This window comes from Caminibacter sp., from assembly GCF_053999135.1.
On sequence record NZ_JBMXVQ010000127.1, the window covers coordinates 1 to 2150 of the forward strand.

The window sequence follows — 2150 nt, forward strand, 5'->3', positions numbered from 1 at the left end:
TCTGAAGTTTGGAATTTACCTGGGCGTTTTTGGGGCGTTTTTGGTCGTAAAAATTTAAAACTTTCTATTCATTGCTTTGAAATAGATCTAAAACTTTTTTATAAGTATCGTAGAGTTTTCAGAAAGAGACTTAAAAAATATCTTTTAAAGCGTTATGGTAAGGTTTCAAAAAGGCTGTATTCTGGTAATTATTCTATTGTTTTCTCCTCTTTAACTGATTTTTATAATCTTCTTTCTCGTTTAGCTGACCTTTTTGGTTATAATCTCGTTTATAAATGTTCTTCTTCCTCTTCTTTTTCTGGTTTTTCGTAATAAATTGTTCTGATAAGTATTACTTTCCATCTTTTTCTATTTCACAACATAATGATTTGAAATATTTTCTTGCTGTGTTATAACTTATTTTTACTTCTTTTGTAATTTGGTAAGGCGTTATTTTTTTGTTTTTCTTTTTTAGTTTTATTATTGCCCATTTGATTTTCTCTTTTGCTCTTTCTGCTTTTGCTTTCGCTGCTTTTTCTGCTATTTTTCTTCTTTTTTCCTTGTCCTCTATTATTATTCTGTATTTTCCCAGCTCTAACTTTTTCCTTTCCATCTTTCCACCTCCTTAAAAAATCTTTCAAACCGTAATGGTTTGAAATAATTATAATGCCTTTTATTACTTTTGTCAAGTTTTTTTTTACATTTTTTATATTTTTTTTGAGACTTTAGAAGGCTTCGAGCGTCCGCGCGTGAGCGAGCAAGCCTTCTTGTTTTGTCTGTTTTTTCTTTTTCTTTTGGATAAAAAATAAAAAAATAAAAGTTCTAAAGTCCAGCATCCACCAAACGCCCTATTTTTAATTAAAACGCTTTATAATTCTTTACAAATCTATAAATAGGTATCTTTTTGTTTTGAGTTTGACGGCAAACTTGCGAAGCGTAGCGAGCAAGGCAAACGTCAAACCGACAACCGAGCGTTAGCGAGGGCGTCAGCTTTGCAGAGACTATAGCTAACCTGTAAAACTTTATTATGGCTCTGGGCTTGTTTACCGTTTCATATTTCACCGTTTTATTTTTTGTCTATTTTTTGTCTGTTTTATTTTTGGTTTCCTTTTTTATTATGCTTTTATTTTTTCTTGACATTACGGTTTTTTTCTTATAATGTATAAATAACTATTTTTGAAGGGGGTGTTTTTATGTCTAGGCGTCCTTCCCCAATAAAAAAGTCTCAAGTAACTGTTACTTTAGATCACTCTGTTGCAATGAAAATTGAAGAAATATCTAAAAAACTTTCTTTAAATCGTTCTCAAACAATTAACAATTTGCTTTCTATTGCACTTATGGATTATGACCTTTTCGATAAAACAGGATTGATTAGTTTTGTTCGTGCTATTAAACTTCTTTCTGAAAGATTGTTAGATAAAGAAGATTTAGAAAAATTGAAGGTGAATTGTGAATGAAAAGAAAAGAAAAAAAGGCGCTGCTGCCAACGCAGCGCACAAAAACAACCCTCAAGTTAGCTACTAGGATAGCTAACTTTACCAAAACTGTCAACTATTATCAGAGTAAAGTTGTTTCACCTGCTAAACGCTCACCTATTCGCACTTTTTCTTATGCATCTTATAGGCGTTTAAAAAATTTGGTTTTATCTTTAGAGACACCTCCTACTTTATTTATAACTCTCACTTATCCTTCTGATTTTCCCTCTGCTCGTGCATCTAAAAAACATCTTGATGTTTTTGCAAAGGCTTTTTTGCGTCGTTTTCCTAATGCTTCTGGTATTTGGAAGTTAGAACCTCAAAAGCGTAAAGCTCCTCATTATCATATTCTTATTACGGGTATTCATTTAAACTCTGTTGCTGAATTTAATAATTTTATTGGCTTTGTTTCTCTTACTTGGTATCGTATTGTTGGCTCGCATGATATTAAACATTTGCGGGCTGGAACGCAGGTTATAAATCTTGAATATAATACACCTAAAAAAACTGCTGATATTTTAAGTATTTATTTGACTAAATATTTTTCTAAATCTGTTTCCGTTGCTGGCTCTGAAGTTTGGAATTTACCTGGGCGTTTTTGGGGCGTTTTTGGTCGTAAAAATTTAAAACTTTCTATTCATTGCTTTGAAATAGATCTAAAACTTTTTTATAAGTATCGTAGAGTTTTCAGAAAGA

At 31.4% G+C, this 2150-nt stretch carries 4 protein-coding genes; 3 read left to right on the plus strand and 1 reads right to left on the minus strand.

All coding sequences use genetic code 11. The features are described from left to right. Nucleotides 1–312, plus strand: a 312-nt coding sequence (locus ACXJH6_RS09150) for a hypothetical protein (RefSeq protein WP_456471455.1), incomplete at its 5' end; no start/stop codon positions are given. A 19-nt stretch (nt 313–331) separates the two neighbouring features. Here ACXJH6_RS09150 and ACXJH6_RS09155 read toward each other — a convergent pair. Continuing rightward, a complete protein-coding gene (locus tag ACXJH6_RS09155) occupies nt 332–592 on the minus strand; it encodes a hypothetical protein (RefSeq protein WP_456471456.1) in 261 nt (86 codons plus the stop codon). A 580-nt stretch (nt 593–1172) separates the two neighbouring features. On the opposite strand from ACXJH6_RS09155, the gene ACXJH6_RS09160 reads away from it, so the two are divergent. Further along, on the plus strand, nt 1173–1436 hold the full coding sequence (locus tag ACXJH6_RS09160; RefSeq protein ID WP_456471457.1) for a hypothetical protein: 264 nt from the start codon (nt 1173–1175) through the stop codon (nt 1434–1436). Continuing rightward, nucleotides 1433–2150: rolling circle replication-associated protein (locus tag ACXJH6_RS09165; RefSeq protein ID WP_456471458.1), on the plus strand; the 718-nt coding region annotated here is incomplete at its 3' end. The genes ACXJH6_RS09160 and ACXJH6_RS09165, both read left to right, overlap by 4 nt.

Excerpts from the sequence above, each read along its gene's own strand:
- ACXJH6_RS09160 (WP_456471457.1), top strand. The coding sequence starts at position 1,173 with ATGTCTAGGCGTCCTTCCCCAATAAAAAAGTCTCAAGTAACTGTTACT.
- ACXJH6_RS09155 (WP_456471456.1), bottom strand. The coding sequence starts at position 592 with ATGGAAAGGAAAAAGTTAGAGCTGGGAAAATACAGAATAATAATAGAG.